Here is an 18,483-nt window from a genome sequence, read left to right on the forward strand (position 1 = left end):
ATTAAATCAGTTCTAAATTTTTGTGTTAAGGTTTCCGGTTTCCGGTTACTGGTTAATCAGCAACTGGGAACTGGTAACTTTTTTACCAGCTTGCTTTTTTCAATCCTGGTATTTTACCATTCAAAGCCATATCTCTCAAGGCTACCCGGGAAATGCCGAAATAACGGACATAACCTTTGGGACGGCCGGTAAGCTGGCAACGGTTTTTCAACCGAACTTTAGAAGAGTTTTTTGGAAGCGCATCCAATGCTGCCCAATCGCCCGCTTTTTTAAGCTCCTCACGTTTTGCGGCAAATTGCGCTACCATTTTCTCTCTTTTGCGCTGCCTGGCTTTAATTGATGTTTTAGCCATAGTTTTATTTAAATTTTCAAATTTTAAAATTCCAAATTCCAGTCTTGTGATTTGGAATTTGTTTTTTGAATTTAATTACCTTATTTCTTTGCGTTTTTGAAAGGCATTCCCAATTCTTTCAATAACTCATATGCTTCTTCGTCAGTATTAGCAGTGGTAACGAAAGTGATATCAAGACCAGTGATCTTATTTACCTTGTCAATATCGATCTCAGGGAAAATGATCTGCTCGGTAACGCCTAATGTATAGTTACCACGGCCGTCAAATGCTTTCTCATTCACACCTTTGAAGTCACGTACACGAGGCAAAGCCACCGCGATCAGACGATCCAGGAATTCGTACATCTTTACACCACGAAGAGTAACCCTTGCACCGATCGGCATGTTCTTACGCAGCTTAAAGTTGGAAATGTCTTTTTTAGACATCGTAGCTATCGCTTTTTGTCCACTGATCGTTGTTAGCTCATCCAGGGCGATATCTACCAATTTCTTGTCTGTCACAGCGCCGTTTACACCGCGGTTCAAACAAATCTTCTCCAGCTTAGGAGCCTGCATTACCGTTTGGTAGCTAAACTTTTTTACCAGAGCAGGTACAACTTCTTTTTTGTACTTATCTGCTAATCTCGGGGTATATGTTTTTGTACTCATATAATTCTATTATTGCCTGGCTTCAAAGAATCAGATCTTCTCTCCAGATTTTTTTGATACACGAACTGATTTACCTTCTACTCTTTCTCTTTTCACTTTTGCAGGTGCTTTTGCTTTTGCATCCCACAGCATAACATTGCTGATATGAATAGGGGCTTCCGTTTTTACAATACCACCTTTAGTGTTTTGAGCGGAAGGCTTTGTGTGTTTGGTGATGATATTTACACCTTCCACTAAAACCTTGGCTTTATCAATCAGCACTTCTTTTACAACACGGGGCTTAGACAAATCTTTATCATCGCCTGTGATAACCACTACGCTATCACCTTTCTTAATGTTGTACTTTGGTTTGAATCTTGTCTTCATTTTATTTTAAGCTTTGAGCTATGAGCTGTGAGCAGCGAGCTCTACACTATAGCAATGAAACTCTTTATTTTATTCACACGGCTCGTTCCGCCGCGGCGGACGTAGCTCGTAGCTTTCTTTATAATACTTCCGGAGCCAATGAAACGATTTTCATATAACCCTTATCACGAAGCTCTCTTGCTACGGGTCCGAATATACGGGTACCACGTGGCTCATCAGCCTGGTTTAAAATAACCACTGCATTGTCGTCGAAACGGATATAAGAACCATCTTTACGACGAAGTTTGTTAGTGGTACGAACGATAACTGCTTTTGCAACAGTACCCTTTTTGATACCACCTGCAGGCAACGCATCTTTAATAGTAACAACGATTTTATCACCGATCCTGGCATAACGTTGTCCGCTGTTACCCAATACACGGATACACAGTACTTCTTTGGCTCCACTGTTGTCCGCTACATTTAACCGGCTTTCTTGCTGAATCATATTTTTAAGCTTTTAGCTATTAGCTGCGAGCTGCGAGCTTTTAGCAATTAATACAATCTTTTATTCTTCTACTGCCCGAAGCTCATGGCTCGTAGCTGTAGCTTCGTTTTATTTCACTTTCTCTACTACTTCTACCAGTCTCCAGCGTTTTGTTTTGCTCAGCGGACGGGTTTCCATGATCTTCACTACGTCTCCAATGCTGCACTCATTCTTATCATCATGCGCATGGAATTTGGTAGTTTTCTTTACGAACTTACCATAGATAGGGTGTTTTACCTTTCTTTCCACGGCAACAGTGATGGTCTTTGTCATTTTGTTGCTGGTAACAACACCTGTTCTTGTTTTTCTTAAGTTTCTTTCTTGCATTTTTATTAGCTTTTTATGCTTGCTGTTGCTTTAACTTCAATTCCGTTTGCAGGCGTGCAATATCCCGGCGTACACCACGAATAGTCATGGGATTTTCCAATGGAGAGATAGCATGAGCAAACTCCAGTTTTTTCAAACGAAGTTTTTCTTCCTCCAAACGAGCTTTCAAATCACTCTCATTTAAGCCACGGATGCTTTTTACAAAATCTGCTTTCTTTGACATCGCTTATACGATTTATTAATTTATTACGCTGTAACCAGGTCTCTGCGTACAACGAACTTTGTTTTGATTGGTAATTTACCTGCAGCCAGTGCCAGTGATTCACGGGCTACCTGTTCGCTTACACCATCCACTTCAAAGATGATGCGGCCTGGTTGCACCACTGCAGCCCAGAACTCGAGGTTACCTTTACCTTTACCCATCCTCACCTCTGCAGGCTTCTTGGTAATAGGCTTATCAGGGAAAATACGGATCCACACATTACCTTCTCTTTTCATCTGACGGGTCAATGCCTGACGGGCAGCTTCGATCTGACGGTCTGTGATCCAATGGCTGTCTAATGCTTTCAGGGCAAAAGAACCAAAAGAAATAGTAGTCCCTCTTTTCGCATCGCCTTTCATGCGACCTTTCTGCATTTTCCTATGTTTCGTTCTTTTCGGTTGTAACATAACTCAGTTTATTTGTCACCGGTTTCTCCGCTGAGGCGGATCACCAGTAGTGAAACTTTCTATTTTAAATAACCGGCAACCAGCATCTGGCAACCGGAAACTCCTTATCCTCTCCTGTCTCCACGACCACCACCTCTTCTGTCTCCACCACCTCTTCTTTCATCCCGGCGATCATGGCCATGACGCTCATCTCTTCTATCCCTTCTTTCGCCGCCACCCGGACCTTCACCTTTGCCACCGGCAATAAAGTTGGGGTTAAGGTCTCTCTTGCTCAATACTTCACCTTTACAGATCCACACTTTGATACCAATTTTTCCGTATACGGTTTGAGCAAATACGCTTGCATAATCGATATCCATACGGAAAGTATGCAAAGGAACACGACCTTGTTTGAACTCTTCGCTACGGGCAATTTCTGCGCCATTCAAACGACCACTCAGTTTAACCTTGATACCCTCTGCACCCATACGAAGTGAAGAAGCAATCGCCATTTTGGTAGCACGTTTGAAGTTGATACGGTTTTCGATCTGGCGGGCAATAGTGTCACCCACGATCATCGCATCCAGTTCAGGACGACGAATCTCAAGGATGTTGATCTGTACATCGTCTTTGCCGGTAAGTTTTTTCAACTCTTCCTTGATACGATCTACTTCACCGCCACCTTTACCGATAATGATACCAGGCTTAGACGTATGGATAGTGATGATCAGTTTGCCAAGCGTTCTTTCAATAACGATTTTTGAAATACCGCCTTTGTTGATACGGGCATTCAGGTAAGTCCTGATTTTGTGATCCTCAATCAGCCTGCCAGCATAGTTCTTTTTATCAGCGTACCAGTTAGATTCCCATCCACGGATGATACCTAACCTGTTACCAATCGGATTTGCTTTTTGACCCATGTTTATTGGTTATTCGTTAATGAGTTTAATTTTTTACTTCTTTTGTGTCAACGATCACGGTAACGTGATTGCTGCGTTTGCGAACGCGGTAGCCACGACCCTGAGGAGCCGGACGCATACGCTTTAATGTCCTGGCACCATCCACAAAAATGGTTTTAACTACCAGTTGACTTTCATCACCACCTTCATTTTTCTGTTTCCAGTTGCTGATTGCACTCAACACCAGTTTACGCAGGGGAACTGCAGGGTGCTTTGGATTGTGCTCCAGTTCGGCCAATACTTTCTCAACTTTCTGACCGCGGATCAGATCAGCCAACAACCGCATTTTGCGGGGCGATGTGGGATAATTTCTCAGTTTTGCTACTGCTTCCATTTATTTAGTTTTTAGCTCGGAGCCCGGAGTTCGGAGTCATTCCGACTCCTGACTAACGACTCACGACTATTTATCAATCTCCTTTCTTGCTTGAATGTCCTTTGAAGTGACGGGTTGGGGCAAACTCTCCAAGTTTATGACCAACCATGAACTCCGTTATATACACTGGTATAAACTTGTGTCCATTGTGCACAGCAAAAGTGTGACCCACAAAATCAGGTGTGATAGTGGAACGACGGCTCCAGGTTTTGATAACACCTTTTTTGTTTTTGCCTTCATTGATTGCAACCACCTTTGTTTCAAGATGAGCCGCTACATAAGGACCTTTTTTAATCGAACGTGCCATAATTTTTAAATTCCAAATTTTATAAATTCCAAACTCCAGTTATTTCACCACTATGGGATTTGGAATTTGTATTTGTTATTTCTTATTTAGCGATCTTGCTTCCGTTCTTACGTTGAATGATCAGTTTATCGCTACCTTTTCCTTTTGTTCTTGTCTTAAGACCTCTTGAGTACTGGCCATTTCTGCTACGAGGCTGACCACCTGAAGCTTTACCTTCACCACCACCCATCGGGTGATCTACCGGGTTCATTGCCACACCACGGTTTCTTGGTTTGATACCTTTCCACCTGTTACGACCAGCTTTACCCATGCTTTGCAGGTTATGGTCGCTGTTGCTTACCACTCCTACTGTTGCATAACAGTTGATTAAAACTTTTCTTAACTCACCAGAAGGCATTTTCAACACAGCATACTTCTCTTCTTTGTTGGTGAGCTGAGCAGAAGAACCTGCACTACGAGCCAACTTACCACCCTGGCCAGGCTGCATTTCAATGTTATGCACGTTAGTACCTAAAGGCATATTTTTCATCTGCAAGGCATTTCCTACTTCAGGAGCTACTGCATCACCGCTTTCAACTGTTGCACCAACCTGCAATCCTTGTGGAGCTAGGATGTAACGTTTTTCACCATCAGCATAATTCACCAATGCTATGAAGGCTGTGCGGTTTGGATCATATTCAATAGACGCTACCGTTGCAGCACCTTTTTTATTACGCTTAAAGTCGATGATACGATATTTCTGCTTGTGACCACCGCCCCTATAACGCATAGACAAGTGACCAGAAGAGTTACGACCGCCGGTTCTTGGCTTTGCTTCTACCAGGCTTTTTTCAGGTACGTTGGTAGTTACTTCGGCAAATGCATTACCGATTCTCCAACGTGTACCGGCTGTAATGGGTTTAAATTTTCTTAATGCCATTTTTAAATTTCTTTTTTAGTTCAACATTCGCGGCTGTTGAAGCCTTTCTTTCACTCCCCCCTTTGGAGGGAGCTGGAGGGAGGTTAAATGTTAGAATACAAATCGATTGTTTCTCCCTCTGCCACTGTTACATAAGCTTTTTTGTAAGAAGGCTTACGGCCTGATATTACACCGGCTTTTGTAAAACGGCTTTTATTTTTACCAGGAGCCACAGTAGTGTTTACATCAATTACGTTTACACCGTAAAAGCTTTCTACTGCTTTTTTGATCTCCAGTTTATTTGCTTTCTTAGCCACTTTGAAAGCATAGCGACGCAACTTTTCCTGCTGTGCATTTGCTTTTTCTGTCAAAATGGGTTTTACTAATACTTCAGAAAGTTTCATGTATCTCTCTTTAGAATGTTTTTAATTATGCTTCTGCTTTTTCTTCTTCCTCTGAAAAAATCTTTGCTGCACTCTCAGTCAATACCAGTACTTCAGAATTTACAATATCATAGGTATTGATATCAGCCAGCAATACTCCTAATACGGAAGGAACATTGCGAATAGACAACTGAAGACTTTCGTTGTATTCCGGTAAAATGAACATAGCTTTTTTATCAGCACATTTCAGGCTACCCATGATATCCATGAAAGTTTTTGTCTTAGGTGCATCCAGCTTTATATCTTCAACAACTACAATTGCGTTTTCTTTTGCTTTGCTGGCCAATGCAGAAATCTTAGCCAGGTCTTTTACTTTACGATTCAGTTTGAAATCATAAGCATGTGGTTTAGGTCCGAAGATGGTACCACCTCCCTTGTATAAAGGGTTTCGGATATTACCCTTACGGCTTCCACCAGTACCTTTTTGGCGATGCAGCTTGCGGCTGGCACCCTGTACTTCAGCACGGGTTTTCACTTTGTGTGTACCCTGGCGCTGAGCTGCGAGGTATTGTTTTACGGCCAGGTAAACCACGTGGCTATTAGGCTCAATACCGAAGATATCTTCGGGCAGCTCAACTGATCTGCCTGTTTTCTTTCCTTTTATATCTAATACTTCAACTTGCATTTTCTTTTCTTTTTAGGTTTCAGAACCGGTTTTTTTGAATTCCTTATTTCTGAATTAAAACAATAGATCCGTTATGACCCGGTACAGAACCGCTAACCAGGATATAATTCTGCTCAGGGAATACTTTAACCACCTTTAAACCTTTCAGCTTAACACGATCATTTCCCATACGGCCTGCCATCTTCATTCCTTTCATTACACGGCTGGCGTCAGAAGAGTTACCCAAAGAACCCGGAGCTCTTTGACGGTCGTGCTGACCGTGAGACTGCTGACCCACACCATGGAAGCCATGACGTTTAACAACACCCTGGAAACCTTTACCTTTTGTAGTACCAATTACTTCAACCTTATCGCCTTCAGCGAAAATGTCAACAGTAATCGTGTCACCAATATTTTTTTCGAGAGAGGAATCGCGGAATTCTTTAGAAAATCTTTTAGCCGGAGTGCTGGCTTTTGCGAAGTGATTTTTTTCTGACTTTGTAACGCGGCTTTCTTTTTTGTCGCCGAAAGAAACCTGAAGTGCATTGTAACCATCAGATTCAATTGTCTTAACCTGTGTAACTACGCAGGGACCTGCTTCAATGATCGTACAGGCCGTTTGCTTGCCCGAGGGATCGAAGATGCTGGTCATCCCGATTTTTTTTCCAATAATACCTTTCATTGTTTGTACAGTTTTTTGCCTGCAGGATTATTGGGACAACCTTGTACGTTCCGACGGATCGGAAGGTTTCAATCCCCGTTTGCTACCGACCTTTTCCTTTATGGGGAAGTACCGGCAGTAAACAAACCCTGAATGGCTTGTTTTATGTTAATGTATCAGAGCTCTTTTCTATGACCGCCATGGCGACATTTTTGAGAGATGACAATAATTTATTTTATAAGAACTAATTAACCAGCGAATCGCCACTATCTCAGCGAGTCCGGTTAGGCTTTGATCTCAACTTCTACACCACTTGGCAAATCCAGTTTGCTCAGCGCATCTACTGTACGGCTTGAAGACGTGTAGATGTCCAACAGGCGCTTATGTGTAGCTAACTGGAACTGCTCACGACTCTTTTTATTTACGTGCGGGGAACGCAATACCGTAAAGATCTTTGTACGTGTAGGCAACGGAATAGGACCTGTTACTACAGCACCTGTGCTGCGAACAGTTTTTACGATTTTTTCTGCAGATTTATCTACCAGGTTGTGATCGTAAGACTGTAATTTGATTCTGATTCGCTGAGACATTGTGTAAAACCCAATTTTCTTTTGGGAGTGCAAAGGTAGGGGGATGATTGTAAATGGTCAAAGTTTTATGAACTTTTTTTCGGCTGGTGAAAAAATAAGTTCAGTCGCCTGGATTCCTTCACATCCAAGGCCGGCTTATCATCTTACTTATTGAAACCGAACTCATTTAGGCCATCCCTCTACCCCTTATTTGCCGGCGTGGAATTGTTCAGCAAGACAGGTATGGTCGAAGGTCCGTTTGAACACGGTAGCCCGACACGCCCTGAAAGCCTGAGGAATTTTGTACACCTGAACTGGTTCAGTGTCTATACGATTTAAAGGACCTGTCGTTTTCTACCCTTTAAGGGTTTATTTTTTTTAATCCCAGGCTTAAAGTGGCAAAGCCTCCCAGCTCAAGATGCTCCACCAAAAAAGTATGTCTCCCTTCCAGCAAAAGTTTTATTTTCCTGTGAGGCGATTCATCAAACTTGTATAATGCCGGGTTCCATTCGTTGATCAATAGCTTTCCATCCACGTATAATCGCACGGCATCGTCCCATGTTAACCCCAACTCATATTCCCCTTTCTCCAGCACCGCCTCACCTTCCGCAATAGTGATAAATTGTTTGTATTGATCTTCTGCCTTCAGGCCGCCCCACCAGGCATAATCAAGTTTGTTAACCTGTTCTTTTTTGATTGGCTGCATCCGCACATTGGGCGGAAAAAGTTCACCGCTCGTGATCGGGTTGTGAACGGCAGTATCGAGGGCAAACCACCTTACCTGGAAATTGACCGGTTGGAAAAACTTGCTGAATGAGAATTGATATGGCTTACCCGCAGGTACCACTTGCCCCAGTGGTGTCGTAATTCGACCCCCGATATACTCCAATTGTATCAGGATGTCTGTTATATCACCCTGAACTTTAGTAGCTGTGATGCTTGACGGGAATGTTCCGCTAGCAGCAGAAATATCTTTTACCCCTTTAAAATGCTTAATCCGCCATTTTCCTTTTGGCCCCAACAAATCAAATCTCAAAATACCGGAGCTGTCTCTAGGATTTGTATGCCAAATGAGCGGCGACCGAAAATCGTAGGGCCCCCATTCTGTTATCATGATATTTTTTCGGCCGGCGAGGTGACCGTTGCCTTTAAAAGGATCATTTGGTTTAGTAATAGCAGGGATTGAAAGCTCTTTCTCCTCCTGTTCTTCAATTTTTTTGACCAGGTCATAATTGATAGCGGTGTCAAGGTCAATAACTGTCGAATCGATTTTGTAAATAATATCAGCCCCCGCAACCGTATTACTAAATACATTTAGCCCTTCGGTACGACTGAAATTAAAAACAACCGGATTCCCGTTGAAACTATTAGAAATGATGTCATAGCCATGGCTTTTGGTATCCCTGTATTTGACATAGCCCCAATCTGCCGGCTGATCCTTTTTTGCCCAGAGCTTAATAGCTTCCTTATCTTTTGAAAACAAGTTATGCGTAATTGTATTGTTTTGTCCATGCTCTATCGCAATAGCTATACGGTTATCCCGAAACTTATTGTCACTAATTGTGGATTCGAAGCTATAACCGCCCCAGATACCGTGATCACATTCGAAAATCCGGTTATCCTTTATGATGTTGCGGCTGAACGTCACTTCAATACCATTTGTAGGGGCATAGGAAAAATCGTTTCCGACAATCAGGTTATCGTTACACCCGCCTTTCCCTGTGTCCATGGTAGTTTGTCCCGCCCAAAGAAAGAAACCATCTCCCCCGTGTGTAACATTGTTTTTATAAAAAAGATTCCCGCCGCTTTGCTCATACACCAATATACCCGCACTGTCTTGTCCCCTGTTGTAGACTCCATGACTATACCCTCTTACGTTAAAAATGACGCGGTTATACATCACCTTGTTTCCGCTGCTGCGATACATACCGATGCCGATTCCCGAATTAAACGAAAAATCGTTGTTATAGATCAAGCCATCATTACACTCCATCATCATCAACGCATTTTGCCCGCCTGTTACTTTACAGTTTGTGATCGTAACAGCATTACATCCCCGCAAATACATGGCGGCACCATAACGAAGCCATTCATCTTTTTCATTTTGATGATAGCTCATCCAATCAGAAATATCTTCTTTCTCCTGGGTGCTGTTTAAATGCTGGCGGTAGTTATAGCTAAAATCACAATTATCAAGGGTTAGCTTCTCAACGTTAGTAGCTAACAAAGCCACTTTGTATCCCTTTGCCTTTAAATTTTTGAGCGTTACATTTTTGCTATTCCTGACGATGAGCCCAATCCCCCAAAATTCATCCGGGTTAAGCTTTTTATTACTTCCTCTCAGCTCAGCATTATTAAAATCAATGATAATATTATCGCCTTCGATCACAATATTGGATGATTGACCGGGACCAGCCGGAGCATCTAATTTATAAATCGCCTTCTTAATTTTTACCGAACGAATGATCGTCATTCCCTTTATCAAAACCTTTTCCTGTCCGTGAAGACATATGTTTAGCAACAGCGAAAGTGAAGAAACAAGGATTGTTTTCATCCGTATATTTTTATTTTAGTTGGGCCAGATGGAACTTACCATGACAAAATTTTTCATTGCCCTGTGTGTATAATGAAAATTTTGTCATGGACGTTTCATCATGAATATGAATTTAACCAGGTTAGTGATTCAGCATCAGTGCTTCAAGATACAACAGGGAGGGAAATGAAAAAAGGCTCAAGATTGAGCCCTTAACCTTTAAGATTTTCGCTTTTCATAAAATGGCTATCGTAGCCTTAATACTAGGATTTTTAAAAACGGAGTGAGTTCCGGCCGCAAAATCAGCAAAATGAATGCCATGTTTAGGAAAGCCACTTGATTGAGATTAAGTAATCTAATTATTTTAAAAAGAAAGTCCTGCTTTTTGAAAATAGGACTTCTTTCTTTTTCTTTTTTAAAGTAATTTTTCAATCAACTTCTTTTTTCTGGATGAGGATATTTTCTTCCATAGCTAGGTTTTAGGCTTTAACGTGTAAGAATATAAAATTCTTAATAGAAATCACTCATATTCTTAAAAGAAAAATCCTGCCTTTCACAGCAGGATTCTATAAGACTTAAACTTATTTTCAATTAAGCACTCACCTTCCCCTTTACCTTCGCAATCACCTCTTCAGCGATATTGTTTGGCGCAGGATTGTAATGAGAGAACTCCATCGTAGAAGAAGCACGGCCGGAGCTCAATGAACGAAGCTGGGTTACATAACCAAACATTTCGCTCAACGGTACTTTGGCTTTGATAACTTCAGCACCCGCTCTTGTATCCATACCTTCCATCATACCACGACGACGGTTAAGGTCACCTGTTACATCACCCATGTATTGGGCTGGTGTGATCACCTCAACTTTCATGATTGGCTCCAGCAAAACTGGTTTTGCTTTTCTTGCCGCTTCACGGAAACCTTGCTTAGCACAAAGCTCGAAAGACATCGCATCAGAGTCAACAGCGTGGAAGCTACCGTCAAATACACGGATCTTCATATTGTCAACAGGATAGCTGGCCAATACACCTGTGGTCATTGACTGCTCAAAACCTTTCTGTATAGCAGGAACAAACTCACGGGGAATAGATCCGCCGAAAAGATCATTCACAAACTGGTAGTTCTTATCAGGATTTTCAGCTTTCCATTCTGCATCTACCGGTCCAAGGCTGAATTGGATGTCGGCGAATTTACCACGACCACCCGTTTGCTTTTTCAACGTCTCACGGTGCTCCACTGTCGCATTGAATGCTTCTTTATAAGCTACCTGCGGCGCACCCTGGTTTACTTCTACTTTGAACTCACGACGCATACGGTCGATGATGATCTCCAGGTGAAGCTCACCCATACCACGAAGGATGGTTTGACCGGTATCCTCGTCTGTATTTACACGCAGTGTAGGATCTTCTTCTACCAATTTAGAAATAGCCATACCCATTTTATCTACGTCAGCCTGTGTTTTTGGTTCTACTGCCACAGCAATAACCGGTTCAGGAATGAACATATTTTCCAGGGTGATCGGGTGATTTTCATCGCATAAAGTATCACCGGTTTTGATTTCTTTAAAACCTACCGCTGCACCAATATCACCTGCCTCGATAAAATCGATAGGGTTCTGTTTGTTGGCAAACATCTTCATGATACGGCTGATACGTTCTTTCTTACCACTTCTTACGTTCAACACATAAGAGCCGGCATCCAGGTGACCAGAGTAACAACGGAAGAAAGCCAAACGACCCACAAATGGATCGGTCATGATCTTAAAGGCCAAAGCTGCGAAAGGCGCTTTAGGATCAGCTTTCCGGGTTTCCTGTTCACCAGTATCAGGATTTGTTCCTACAGTATCAGGAATATCAATCGGTGAAGGCAGGTAACGGCAAACGGCGTCCAGTGCTGTTTGTACCCCTTTATTTTTAAAAGAAGAACCGCACATCATCGGAACAATGCTAAGGTCAACCGTTGCTTTACGGATAGCTTCATGGATCTCATCTTCGCTGATGCTATTCGGGTCTTCAAAAAATTTCTCCATCAGGGTATCGTCATACTCAGCCACTGCTTCTACGAGGTTAGCCCTCCACTCTTGTGCTTCTTCAACCATGTCAGCAGGAATCTCAATTTCATCAAAGGTCATTCCCTCCGTTTCCATATGCCAGATGATACCTTTCATTTTGATCAGGTCTACCACACCTTTGAAATTGTCTTCAGCACCGATAGGTAACTGAAGAGGCACTGCTTTGGAGCCCAGCATTTCTTTTACCTGCTTTACCACCATCAGGAAGTCGGCGCCGGAACGGTCCATTTTATTTACGAAACCAATACGGGGTACACCATAGCGGTTGGCCTGGCGCCAAACTGTTTCAGATTGAGGTTCCACACCATCAACGGCTGAGAACAAAGCGATCAAACCATCCAATACACGCATAGAACGTTCTACCTCCACGGTAAAGTCCACGTGACCCGGCGTATCAATGATATTAAAAGAATATTTTTTGGTATCGGCTGTAGCCTTACCCAATACAGTCGGGAAATTCCACTGGCAGCTTACGGCAGCCGAAGTGATCGTAATACCTCTCTCCTTTTCCTGTTCCATCCAGTCAGTAGTAGCCGCACCATCATGCACCTCACCAATACGGTGAATCATACCGGTGTAGCGGAGGATACGCTCCGTAGTCGTGGTTTTGCCGGCATCGATGTGGGCCGCAATACCAAAGTTTCTTTGAAATTTTAAGTCTGCCATTTTGTTATTAATTGTGTGTATTTTTTGTTTGACCGGCTTCAGGTCCCTGATCAGCGTCTGTTGCGTCGCACACTTCAGGGTTCTGGCCGTTTTCGGCCGTAAATTGACGGGCATAGCTCGCCAATTTTTAGGGCGCAAAGGTAGGGGAAATCAGCAAAATTTAAAGGATTAAATATTGATTAACTCTGGCTGTGGAAAACTGGATTCAGCACTAATTTTCAGTCTTGTGATTTTCCTCCCGACAGTAATATTTAGACTTTCAGCGCTAAATTATAAACCGTAATTCTTAGCCAAACAAATAAGCAATATCTTCCTCGCTCAGAGCCTTTACAAAACCTTCGTCGGCTGAGACCAGGTCATCTGCCAATTGCTTTTTCTTTTGCTGCAGTTTAATAATTTTTTCCTCGATGGTGTCCTTGCAAATCATTTTATAGGCAAACACATTTTTAGTTTGCCCTATCCGGTGGGTGCGGTCAATGGCCTGCTGCTGCACTGCGGTATTCCACCATGGGTCAAAAAGAAATACGTAATCCGCCGCGGTTAAAGTTAATCCGGCATTGCCGGCTTTCAGGCTTATCAGGAACAGGTTCACCTTATTATCGCCACGTTGAAAGGCATTCACCATCTCTGTGCGTTTGGCAGCTGGGGTTTGTCCGTCAAAATGATAATAGGAAACGCCCTGTTTATCACATTCAGTGGCCAGCAGGTCCAACATGCTGCTGAATTGTGAAAACACCACCGCCTTATGAGTTGGGAGAATATTTTTTAACTCTTCCAGCAACACTTCGGTCTTTACCGACTCCTGACAGGTTTGTTCCTCTTGGGGTAACAGTAAGGGTGAATTGCAAACCTGCCTCAACTTCAATATGCCTTGTATCACGGCCAGCTTACTTTTAGCTAAACCCTGTTTTTTTATATCGAGGAAAAGACTGCTTCGGATCTGCTCTTTAATATTGTCGTATAACTCCCTTTGCACCGGACTCATGTCGCACCACAGAATAGATTCCGTCTTTTCAGGTAAATCACCTGCTACCTGTTCCTTGGTGCGCCTTAAGATAAAGGGAGCGGTCAATTTTTGAAGAGCCCATATTTTTTCCTCATCTCCGAAGCGGTCAATAGCGTCAGCATACTCCCGCTTGAAGAATTCGCGGCTGCCAAACATGCCCGGCAATACCGCATTCAACTGTGAATAAAGATCGAATGTGTTATTGACGACCGGTGTTCCACTAAGAGCCATACAAATCGTTGCCTGTATTGAAGTAACCACTTTTGTTATTTGTGCGGACGGATTTTTAATATTGTGGCTTTCATCGATAATTGCGACACCGTAAGGTTGTGAAAGCAAACTTTCAGCATCCGCTCTTAATGTGCCGTAGGTTGTAATGATCACATGAGTATTGCCCTGTTGCAATAGTTCCGGCTTTCGCTGGTTACCATGATAGACAACGACGCCTATGGATGGCGCAAATTTTTCCAGCTCCTGCTGCCAGTTATAGACGAGTGATGAAGGACAAATGATAATATGTTTGGCCCCCGGGTTTCTTTCTATCTTACTTGCCAGGAAACAAATAGCCTGTATGGTTTTACCCAGTCCCATATCATCAGCCAGGCATCCACCAGCACCGGCTTCATCCAGCAACATCATCCATTCAAAACCTTTTTGCTGGTAGGGCCGGAGCGATACTTTGACAGACGAAGGAACAGCGTACACATTTTTCTTTTCATTTTGCCACTGTTGCCATCGATGCCACCAGTCTTTTTTTATTACTCCGTTTAAAATGCGATCCTCCGTTGTTGTATTATTTTCAGTTGCGGCCTGCAGTTCATTAATGGCCATCCACCGGGCGATAGTAATTTCATTTTTACTCACCTTTCCGTGCTTGATAATCGTTGCATATTTTTTCATCCATTCTTCACCCAGCACACCCATACTTCCATCTTTGAGCAATACGGCTCTTTGACCCGTCAGTAAAATTTTTTGAAGTTCCGGTAACGGGATCTCCTCTTTACCGAACCTTACCTTTAAGGACAACGTTACAGCCTTTTCATTTTCATGCAACTGCTTAATTTCTGTTTCAGCAGTATGGGACGAATAACGGAAATGCCTTAGCATATCCATCCCCAGCAGCTCAATGCCCGACGTCAATAAATGATGATAGGCGTTTAAAAACCATTGCTTCTTCTGTGCATCCGCAAAAGAGAGATAGTAATAGCCATTTCGTTGATTAGCGAAATTGGGATGCAGCGACTCCAGCAATTGCAAAAATTGTTTTTCAGCCTGCGCATTTCTTTTCACCACAAATGCTTCCCCCTTTTGTAAAAATTTAGCTGTTTCCTTATATGGACCTTCTACTATATAACCCTCATACATCCACTGTGGGGTAAGCATCAGGAATGTATTATTTAGCTCACTAAGCATGACCCGGCTAATGGGCATACTTTCTATCTCCTGCTGATCAAAGAGATTGTTTCGGACTATCGTATAATTTTTTTCGAGCTCGGCTAAAACCTGTTGCGATAATGCGACCGGATTGTTGGCATATTGCTCTGGCTTTTGTTGAGCAAGCCATTCCAGTGTTTGATAATCCCGATAACTGAGAATGAAATATTCATTATTGCTCTCAAGTAAAAAATAGTGGCGGACAAAATCGATGTTACGATAATCAGTCCCATTAATGTTAATATGGGTTACAAGTTGCAACCTCTCTCCTTCCTGTACTACTTCAAATTTCAGTTGCGGCCTGAATTCGCTGAACCGGCAGGGTGTTGTGGAAAAATGCTTGTTACCATTTATCTGTTTAGTATGGTACCATTTCGTCAAGGATGCAAATGGCTTTATTCCTTCCATGAGCTGGTGATAATGCCGCAATATTGCCTGGCGCAAATAAGCCGGGTAAGCTACTCCCGCTTTTTGTTTTGTATGACGCTGCTTTATTTCCTTTTTGGTATGCTCGATAGCCTCTCTTCCAAATTCTTTGAACTGCAGATGCACTTGTTTGGGCAGATCGGGAAATAATGACCTCAATTCGCCGGGGTTAACATCACCCAGCTCATAATTTAAAGATGCATTATTTTTTACTATACGAAGGGTTTGAAGAATAATGTGAGTTTCCAGCAACTTGTGGGGAGATAGTAAAAATGCCAGCCTTGGAATCTCTTTATTTTTCATGAATGTAAAGGATTAATAACCGATCTAAACAAGGCGGCAAACTTATAACTTAACCCGAAAAAAGAAAAGTGGGATTTTTTGAGTTGTCGGTTACAGTTATCAGGAACTGCAGATTGCCAACTGCAGACTGAAAACTCACATAGTCAACCTTTCCGTCTTATTTCTGTTAAACCTGTACAACAAAATAATATGAAAGTAGAGATTTGGTCAGATGTAATGTGCCCTTTTTGTTATATCGGAAAACGCCGTTTCGAAGCAGCTCTCAGACAATTTCCCTATAAGGAAGACATTGAAGTGGTCTGGAAAAGTTTTCAATTGAATCCTGCTATGAAGACCGATCCGGGCAAAAACATCAATCAATACCTGGCCGGGATCAAGGGATGGACTATAGAGCAAGCTAAACAAATGAACGAGCATGTCACCCAAATGGCCCGCGAGGTTGGTCTCCACTACGACTTTGATAAAGCCATAGTCGCTAATTCTTTTGACGCTCACCGATTGATACAATTGGCCAAAGCAAATGGCAAAGGAGACGAAATGGAGGAAAGGCTGTTCAAGGCCTATTTCACAGAGGGTAAGGACACTTCTGGTCATGAAACGCTAGTTCTTCTTGGTACTGAAGTCGGCTTAAACGCGGCCGACATTCAAAAAATGCTTGCCAGCAATGAATACGCCGAATACGTTGAAAGGGATATTTATGAATCGCAACAAATAGGGGTACGAGGGGTACCTTATTTTGTCTTCAACGACAGGTATGCGGTAACAGGTGCTCAGGCCAGCGAGACATTTCTCGGCGCTCTAATTAAAGCCTGGGGCGAGTGGGAAAAGCAACAGAGCGAATTGAAAGAGATTGGTGGCGATGCGGAAGTCTGCAAGCCCGGCAAAAATTGTGATTAGTTAAAAGGCCAAGCGCAACTTTTTACAGTAAACAACCAATGAAATTGTTCTGCCGGCTTAGACTACCGATCATTTTTTGCACCTTGAGAAAGGCGCGACTGCTAGTACAAATCCGTAGTTTCTTTCCCTATCGATGCGGAAAGAACAAAAGCTGCAAAAAAAATTCATTTAATTAGTATTGGAATGTGAATCATTATTAACTTCAATACTTAATTAATTCTTTTTCATCATTAACTCCAAAATCTTGTAGTATGCCCTCTAAAAAGAAAGCGAAAGCAAGACCTGCTCCGCGAAAAAAAGCAGCTAAAAAATCACCGGTAAAGAAAAAAGCCGCACCTAAAAAAGCTGTGAAAAAAGTAGCTCTAAAAAAGAAAGCTGCTAAAAAATCGCCGGCTAAGAAAAAGACGGCACCTAAAAAAGCTGCGAAAAAAATAGCTGTGAAAAAGAAAACGGCAAAAAAAGTGGCAGTGAAAAAGAAAGCGGTGAAAAAGGTGGTGAAAAAAGTAGTAAAAAAAGCTGCACCCAAGAAAAAGGCAGCGGCTCCCAAGAAGAAAGCAGCCGTTAAAAAAGCAGCTGCTCCTGAAAAAATAGAAGTTGTTCCTGCAGTAATAATAACAGAAACTTATATTACAGAGGAAACGCCTTCTCAAAACGATGCGTTTGATGTGCAGGAGGTTGATACAGAAACAACCGAAAGCGATAATCGTGATGAAGAAAATGGTGAACAGTATTCATAGGAATTAATAGAAATAGCTTAAACCGCCTTGTACTGCAGGGCGGTTTTTTATGCCTTTCTTTTCTTTGGGATGATACATTTATAAATGCAAAAAGCCATTCCGTAAATACGAAATGGCTTTAAGGATAAATGTGCTTGTATCTTTTACACTCTGAAATGAGCGAAAGCTTTGTTAGCTTCAGCCATACGGTGTGTATCTTCTTTTTTCTTGAATGCAGCGCCTTCACCTTTGCTGGCAGCTACGATCTCGTTAGCTAATTTGTCAGCCATGCTACGACCGTTTCTTTCACGGCTATAGCGGATAAGCCATTTGATGCTCAAAGATATTTTCCTATCCTGGCGAACTTCAGAAGGAATCTGGAAAGTGGCACCACCAATACGACGGCTACGAACTTCTACGCCGGGGCTCACATTAGCCAAAGCTCTCTTCCAAACCTCGTATCCATCTTCGTTGGTTTGCTTAGCAACTTTTTCCAACGCCTCATAGAAAATTGTAAAAGCTCCACTTTTCTTTCCTTCCCACATCAGGTTGTTGACAAAACGGGTAACCAGTTTGTCGTTGAACTTAGGATCTGGCGCTAACGGGAGTTTCTTTGCTTGTGCTTTCCGCATGACTTATTCTTAATTACGTATTAAAATTACTTTTTGGCTTTTTCTTTCTTGGTACCGTATTTAGAACGGCTTTGTTTACGGTCTTTAACACCTGCAGTATCCAATGAGCCACGAACAATA

The 18,483-nt window shown here is 42.4% G+C and carries 21 protein-coding genes and 1 pseudogene; 2 read left to right on the forward strand and 20 right to left on the reverse strand.

Annotated elements, in window-relative coordinates; all coding sequences use genetic code 11:
- Window positions 1-82: 82 nt before the first annotated feature.
- From rpsN to ACFEL9_RS01245, 18 genes are all read right to left on the reverse strand, one after another.
- The gene (gene rpsN, locus ACFEL9_RS01160) at window positions 83-352 is read right to left on the reverse strand and encodes a 30S ribosomal protein S14 (protein ID WP_385885386.1); all 270 of its coding nucleotides are present in this window, start codon (window positions 350-352) and stop codon (window positions 83-85) included.
- Window positions 353-432: 80 nt separating this feature from the next.
- Window positions 433-999 (reverse strand): 50S ribosomal protein L5, encoded by a 567-nt coding sequence (gene rplE / locus ACFEL9_RS01165; protein ID WP_276504240.1) that lies wholly within the window; start codon window positions 997-999, stop codon window positions 433-435.
- Window positions 1,000-1,029: 30 nt separating this feature from the next.
- The gene (gene rplX / locus ACFEL9_RS01170) at window positions 1,030-1,365 is read right to left on the reverse strand and encodes a 50S ribosomal protein L24 (RefSeq protein ID WP_385885388.1); all 336 of its coding nucleotides are present in this window, start codon (window positions 1,363-1,365) and stop codon (window positions 1,030-1,032) included.
- 118 nt (window positions 1,366-1,483) lie between these two features.
- Window positions 1,484-1,852, reverse strand: a complete 369-nt coding sequence (rplN, locus tag ACFEL9_RS01175) for a 50S ribosomal protein L14 (RefSeq protein ID WP_276504242.1) — start codon at window positions 1,850-1,852, stop codon at window positions 1,484-1,486.
- A gap of 108 nt (window positions 1,853-1,960) precedes the next feature.
- Window positions 1,961-2,218, reverse strand: a complete 258-nt coding sequence (gene rpsQ, locus ACFEL9_RS01180; RefSeq protein ID WP_385885390.1) for a 30S ribosomal protein S17 — start codon at window positions 2,216-2,218, stop codon at window positions 1,961-1,963.
- 13 nt (window positions 2,219-2,231) lie between these two features.
- On the reverse strand, window positions 2,232-2,441 hold the full coding sequence (gene rpmC, locus ACFEL9_RS01185; RefSeq protein WP_385885392.1) for a 50S ribosomal protein L29: 210 nt from the start codon (window positions 2,439-2,441) through the stop codon (window positions 2,232-2,234).
- Window positions 2,442-2,464: 23 nt separating this feature from the next.
- Window positions 2,465-2,887: a 50S ribosomal protein L16 gene (gene rplP, locus ACFEL9_RS01190; RefSeq protein ID WP_276504245.1), complete on the reverse strand. Its 423-nt coding sequence runs from the start codon at window positions 2,885-2,887 to the stop codon at window positions 2,465-2,467.
- Window positions 2,888-2,991: 104 nt separating this feature from the next.
- Entirely contained in the window at window positions 2,992-3,786 is a 795-nt protein-coding gene (gene rpsC / locus ACFEL9_RS01195; protein ID WP_385885395.1) for a 30S ribosomal protein S3, read from the reverse strand.
- Window positions 3,787-3,811: 25 nt separating this feature from the next.
- Window positions 3,812-4,159, reverse strand: a complete 348-nt coding sequence (gene rplV / locus ACFEL9_RS01200) for a 50S ribosomal protein L22 (protein WP_276504247.1) — start codon at window positions 4,157-4,159, stop codon at window positions 3,812-3,814.
- A gap of 73 nt (window positions 4,160-4,232) precedes the next feature.
- A complete protein-coding gene (gene rpsS / locus ACFEL9_RS01205; protein WP_385885398.1) occupies window positions 4,233-4,505 on the reverse strand; it encodes a 30S ribosomal protein S19 in 273 nt (90 codons plus the stop codon).
- 82 nt (window positions 4,506-4,587) lie between these two features.
- A complete protein-coding gene (gene rplB, locus ACFEL9_RS01210; protein ID WP_385885400.1) occupies window positions 4,588-5,424 on the reverse strand; it encodes a 50S ribosomal protein L2 in 837 nt (278 codons plus the stop codon).
- 83 nt (window positions 5,425-5,507) lie between these two features.
- Window positions 5,508-5,807 (reverse strand): 50S ribosomal protein L23, encoded by a 300-nt coding sequence (gene rplW, locus ACFEL9_RS01215; protein ID WP_276504250.1) that lies wholly within the window; start codon window positions 5,805-5,807, stop codon window positions 5,508-5,510.
- 25 nt (window positions 5,808-5,832) lie between these two features.
- Window positions 5,833-6,471 (reverse strand): 50S ribosomal protein L4, encoded by a 639-nt coding sequence (rplD, locus tag ACFEL9_RS01220; protein WP_385885402.1) that lies wholly within the window; start codon window positions 6,469-6,471, stop codon window positions 5,833-5,835.
- 43 nt (window positions 6,472-6,514) lie between these two features.
- Entirely contained in the window at window positions 6,515-7,132 is a 618-nt protein-coding gene (gene rplC / locus ACFEL9_RS01225; RefSeq protein ID WP_276504252.1) for a 50S ribosomal protein L3, read from the reverse strand.
- 263 nt (window positions 7,133-7,395) lie between these two features.
- Window positions 7,396-7,701 (reverse strand): 30S ribosomal protein S10, encoded by a 306-nt coding sequence (gene rpsJ, locus ACFEL9_RS01230; protein ID WP_038097842.1) that lies wholly within the window; start codon window positions 7,699-7,701, stop codon window positions 7,396-7,398.
- 340 nt (window positions 7,702-8,041) lie between these two features.
- Entirely contained in the window at window positions 8,042-10,234 is a 2,193-nt protein-coding gene (locus ACFEL9_RS01235; RefSeq protein ID WP_385885405.1) for a right-handed parallel beta-helix repeat-containing protein, read from the reverse strand.
- A gap of 570 nt (window positions 10,235-10,804) precedes the next feature.
- Complete coding sequence (fusA, locus tag ACFEL9_RS01240; RefSeq protein WP_385886596.1) at window positions 10,805-12,949, reverse strand: elongation factor G; 2,145 nt, start codon at window positions 12,947-12,949, stop codon at window positions 10,805-10,807.
- Between the two features lie 286 nt (window positions 12,950-13,235).
- A complete protein-coding gene (locus tag ACFEL9_RS01245) occupies window positions 13,236-16,118 on the reverse strand; it encodes a DEAD/DEAH box helicase (protein WP_385885407.1) in 2,883 nt (960 codons plus the stop codon).
- Between the two features lie 189 nt (window positions 16,119-16,307).
- Between ACFEL9_RS01245 and ACFEL9_RS01250 the strand changes: the two genes are divergently transcribed.
- Complete coding sequence (locus ACFEL9_RS01250) at window positions 16,308-17,015, forward strand: DsbA family oxidoreductase (RefSeq protein ID WP_385885409.1); 708 nt, start codon at window positions 16,308-16,310, stop codon at window positions 17,013-17,015.
- Window positions 17,016-17,266: 251 nt separating this feature from the next.
- Complete coding sequence (locus ACFEL9_RS01255; protein WP_385885411.1) at window positions 17,267-17,752, forward strand: hypothetical protein; 486 nt, start codon at window positions 17,267-17,269, stop codon at window positions 17,750-17,752.
- Between the two features lie 143 nt (window positions 17,753-17,895).
- On the opposite strand, the gene rpsG is transcribed toward ACFEL9_RS01255, so the two are convergent.
- The gene (gene rpsG, locus ACFEL9_RS01260) at window positions 17,896-18,363 is read right to left on the reverse strand and encodes a 30S ribosomal protein S7 (RefSeq protein ID WP_276504259.1); all 468 of its coding nucleotides are present in this window, start codon (window positions 18,361-18,363) and stop codon (window positions 17,896-17,898) included.
- Window positions 18,364-18,389: 26 nt separating this feature from the next.
- Window positions 18,390-18,483 (reverse strand): annotated as a pseudogene (locus ACFEL9_RS01265) (30S ribosomal protein S12); the annotation flags it as partial.

Source organism: Terrimonas alba, assembly GCF_042434975.1.
Taxonomy (GTDB): Bacteria; Bacteroidota; Bacteroidia; order Chitinophagales; family Chitinophagaceae; genus Terrimonas_B; species Terrimonas_B alba.

Bases quoted from the DNA above. Each gene is read 5' to 3' on its own strand.
- rplC (WP_276504252.1), bottom strand. From the start codon at position 7,132: ATGAAAGGTATTATTGGAAAAAAAATCGGGATGACCAGCATCTTCGAT.
- rplD (WP_385885402.1), bottom strand. From the start codon at position 6,471: ATGCAAGTTGAAGTATTAGATATAAAAGGAAAGAAAACAGGCAGATCA.
- rpsS (WP_385885398.1), bottom strand. From the start codon at position 4,505: ATGGCACGTTCGATTAAAAAAGGTCCTTATGTAGCGGCTCATCTTGAA.
- rpsN (WP_385885386.1), bottom strand. From the start codon at position 352: ATGGCTAAAACATCAATTAAAGCCAGGCAGCGCAAAAGAGAGAAAATG.
- rpsQ (WP_385885390.1), bottom strand. From the start codon at position 2,218: ATGCAAGAAAGAAACTTAAGAAAAACAAGAACAGGTGTTGTTACCAGC.
- rplV (WP_276504247.1), bottom strand. From the start codon at position 4,159: ATGGAAGCAGTAGCAAAACTGAGAAATTATCCCACATCGCCCCGCAAA.
- rpmC (WP_385885392.1), bottom strand. From the start codon at position 2,441: ATGTCAAAGAAAGCAGATTTTGTAAAAAGCATCCGTGGCTTAAATGAG.
- ACFEL9_RS01250 (WP_385885409.1), top strand. From the start codon at position 16,308: ATGAAAGTAGAGATTTGGTCAGATGTAATGTGCCCTTTTTGTTATATC.
- rplP (WP_276504245.1), bottom strand. From the start codon at position 2,887: ATGTTACAACCGAAAAGAACGAAACATAGGAAAATGCAGAAAGGTCGC.
- rpsC (WP_385885395.1), bottom strand. From the start codon at position 3,786: ATGGGTCAAAAAGCAAATCCGATTGGTAACAGGTTAGGTATCATCCGT.
- rpsG (WP_276504259.1), bottom strand. From the start codon at position 18,363: ATGCGGAAAGCACAAGCAAAGAAACTCCCGTTAGCGCCAGATCCTAAG.
- ACFEL9_RS01235 (WP_385885405.1), bottom strand. From the start codon at position 10,234: ATGAAAACAATCCTTGTTTCTTCACTTTCGCTGTTGCTAAACATATGT.
- rplX (WP_385885388.1), bottom strand. From the start codon at position 1,365: ATGAAGACAAGATTCAAACCAAAGTACAACATTAAGAAAGGTGATAGC.
- rplW (WP_276504250.1), bottom strand. From the start codon at position 5,807: ATGAAACTTTCTGAAGTATTAGTAAAACCCATTTTGACAGAAAAAGCA.
- rplN (WP_276504242.1), bottom strand. From the start codon at position 1,852: ATGATTCAGCAAGAAAGCCGGTTAAATGTAGCGGACAACAGTGGAGCC.
- rplE (WP_276504240.1), bottom strand. From the start codon at position 999: ATGAGTACAAAAACATATACCCCGAGATTAGCAGATAAGTACAAAAAA.
- ACFEL9_RS01255 (WP_385885411.1), top strand. From the start codon at position 17,267: ATGCCCTCTAAAAAGAAAGCGAAAGCAAGACCTGCTCCGCGAAAAAAA.
- rpsJ (WP_038097842.1), bottom strand. From the start codon at position 7,701: ATGTCTCAGCGAATCAGAATCAAATTACAGTCTTACGATCACAACCTG.
- ACFEL9_RS01245 (WP_385885407.1), bottom strand. From the start codon at position 16,118: ATGAAAAATAAAGAGATTCCAAGGCTGGCATTTTTACTATCTCCCCAC.
- rplB (WP_385885400.1), bottom strand. From the start codon at position 5,424: ATGGCATTAAGAAAATTTAAACCCATTACAGCCGGTACACGTTGGAGA.
- fusA (WP_385886596.1), bottom strand. From the start codon at position 12,949: ATGGCAGACTTAAAATTTCAAAGAAACTTTGGTATTGCGGCCCACATC.